Genomic DNA, 2,725 nt, shown 5'->3' on the forward strand with positions numbered 1-2,725 from the left:
CAAGGCCGCCAAGGCCCTGTCCGATCTCTACGCCAGTCTCACGCCCTGGCAGAAAACCCAGGTGGCGCGCCATCCGCAGCGCCCGCATTGCCTCGATTATATCCGTGAGCTGATCGAGGATTTCACGCCGCTCGCCGGCGACCGCGTCTTCGCCGAGGACGAGGCCATGATCGGCGGCCTCGGGCGCTTCCGCGGCCAGTCCGTCGCCATTCTGGGCCAGGAAAAGGGCTCCGACACCGCCACGCGGCTCAAGCATAATTTCGGCATGGTCAAGCCCGAGGGCTATCGCAAGGCCGTGCGCATCATGGAGCTGGCCGAGCGTTTCGGCCTGCCCGTCCTGTCCTTCGTGGACACCGCCGGCGCCTTTCCCGGCGTCGAGGCGGAGGAGCGCGGCCAGGCGGAAGCCATCGCGCGGGCGACGGAATCCGCGCTCGTGCTGGGCACGCCCAATATCGCCTTGGTGATCGGCGAGGGCGGCTCCGGCGGCGCCTTGGGCATCGCCGCCTGCAACAGCGTGCTGATGATGGAGCATGCGATCTATACCGTCGCCTCGCCGGAAGCCTCGGCCTCGATCCTGTGGCGCGATTCGCAGCGCGCCCAGGACGCCGCGACCTCCATGAAGATCACGGCCCAAGATTTGCTCAAATTCGGCATTATCGACGGTATCGTCGCCGAACCCGTCGGCGGCGCCCATCGCGATCCGGCGGCCGCCATTCAGGCCGCGGGCGGGGCGATGGAAACGGCGCTGGCCCGGTTCGCCGGACTGCCGGCCAAGACAGTGCGCTCCCTGCGCGAGGACAAATTCCTCGCCATGGGCCGCAAGGGTTGATTTTTTGGCCCCGAATAGCGGGCGGCGTTAAGCGTTCCTTCACCATGGCGGCGGAAGCCGCGCCGCCTGTTAATGGAAGGTAAAAGCTTCATGGATTTAATTCCGACGAAATGCGGCGCAGGCCTTCATGCTTCGGAAAGCAGGACCGCCGCCCGCGCCGCCGATCGACGGAAAACCACCATGAACCGGCTTCTCTTCCCCCGCGGCCTCCGCATCGCCCCGAGTCTCGCCGCCCTCGGCCTCGCGACGGCGCTTTCCGGCTGCAACCAGGCGCATGACAATTCCCGCGCCATGCAGGCGGTCTCGCCTCAGGTTCTGGCCGACATGAATGAAAAGGGCGTCGCGCCCACCGCGCCCATCCTGATCCGCGCCTTCAAGAAGGAATCGGAGCTGGAAGTCTGGAAGATGAAGCCGGACGGGACCTATGTCCTGCTCAAGACCTTCCCGATCTGCCGCTGGTCGGGCCAGCTCGGCCCCAAGACCCATGAGGGCGACCGTCAGTCGCCGGAGGGATTCTACACCATCACCCCGGCGATGATGAATCCCAACTCCTCCTATTACCTGTCCTTCAATGTCGGCTATCCCAACGCCTATGACCGCGCCCATGGCGCGACCGGCGGTTCGGTGATGGTGCATGGCATCTGCTCTTCGGCCGGCTGTTTCGCCATGACCGATTCCCAGATCGCCGACATTTACGCGCTGGCGCGCGATTCCTTCGCCGGCGGCCAGCGCTCGATACAGATGCAGGCCTATCCCTTCCACATGAACGCGCAGAATCTCGCCAAATACCGGCTGGACCCGAACATGCCGTTCTGGAAGGAGCTGAAGAAGGGCGACGACCATTTCGAGGCGACCCGGAAGGACGTCTCGGTCAATGTCTGTAACAAACATTATATCTTCGGCGCCCAGACCGATCCGAACCAGCCGATGGACGCCGCCGCGCCCTGCCCGCCGCTGAAATATGATTCGGAAGTGGAGAGCAAGGTCGCCGCGCTCGCGCGGTCCGAAGAGTCCGCCGTGGCGGAACTGGTCGCCAAGGGCGAGCGTCCCGTGCGGCTGGTCTATAAGGACGGCGCCCAGCATCCGGCCTTCGCCAATCGCGTGGCCGAGGTCAGCCGTCCAGACGCCTTGACCCCGCCGCTGGAGGTCGCGCTCGACGATCCGAAGACCCGCGTCGGCGCCAAGACCCGCACGGCTTCGAGCAATGCCTTGCTGGTGGCGGAAGCCGGGATCACTGCGGAAGCCAAATCCAAGGCCAAGCCGCAGGCGGGGGCCGTCGCCTCGGCGCAGCAATCCGCCTTGCGTGCGCCCAATCGCACCCTGTCAGCGCTGATCGGGGCAAATTGAACTCGGGCGCGGATCGACTTGGGGCGCCAACTGACCCACACCCCATCGAAACGCCGCCGGACGCCCTCGTCCGGCGGCTTTTGTTTGTTCAGTCTTCTTCGTTGGCCGGCGCGTCCCAGCCGTTGACGCGGGCGACCAGGGTCGGCGAGGCCTTGAAGGTCAGGACCCGGCGCGCGTCGATGGTGGCCTCGACGCCGTTGCGCGGATTGCGGCCGATGCGCTCGCGCTTGGCGCGGACGTTGAAGGCGCCGAAGGAACGCAGCTTGACCGGCTCGTCGCGCAGGAAGGCGGCGACGATTTCCTCCAGGGTCATTTCAAACAGCTCGCGCGCCTGCGCTCGCGACAGCGAGGGGCAGGCCGTATAGACGGCGTCCAGCAGATCCGCGCGCGTGGCGGTCTTGCCTGCGCCGTTGTTTTTCATGGGCCTGACCGGCTCGGGCGGCGCCGACCTGGCCAGGCTTTTCTTGTTGCGCGGTGCGTCCATCAACCCCTCCGGCTCGGGCAGCGATTCTTCGCCTATTCCCCTGAAATGCAAATCAAAGAATAAAT

3 protein-coding genes are annotated in these 2,725 nt (G+C 65.6%); 2 read left to right on the forward strand and 1 reads right to left on the reverse strand.

The window, feature by feature from the left end; genetic code table 11:
* Window positions 1–829, forward strand: an 829-nt coding sequence (locus tag ACE3S9_RS17955) for an acetyl-CoA carboxylase carboxyltransferase subunit alpha (RefSeq protein ID WP_374547844.1), incomplete at its 5' end; no start/stop codon positions are given.
* 180 nt (window positions 830–1,009) lie between these two features.
* A complete protein-coding gene (locus ACE3S9_RS17960; RefSeq protein WP_374547845.1) occupies window positions 1,010–2,176 on the forward strand; it encodes a L,D-transpeptidase family protein in 1,167 nt (388 codons plus the stop codon).
* 88 nt (window positions 2,177–2,264) lie between these two features.
* On the opposite strand, the gene ACE3S9_RS17965 is transcribed toward ACE3S9_RS17960, so the two are convergent.
* Window positions 2,265–2,725, reverse strand: a 461-nt coding sequence (locus ACE3S9_RS17965; protein WP_374547846.1) for an integration host factor subunit alpha, incomplete at its 5' end; no start/stop codon positions are given.

It is taken from the genome of Rhodoblastus sp. (genome assembly GCF_041915505.1).
In the GTDB taxonomy this organism is placed as follows: Bacteria; Pseudomonadota; Alphaproteobacteria; order Rhizobiales; family Beijerinckiaceae; genus Rhodoblastus.

Coding starts and splice junctions, on each gene's coding strand:
- ACE3S9_RS17960 (WP_374547845.1), top strand. CDS start 1,010: ATGAACCGGCTTCTCTTCCCCCGCGGCCTCCGCATCGCCCCGAGTCTC.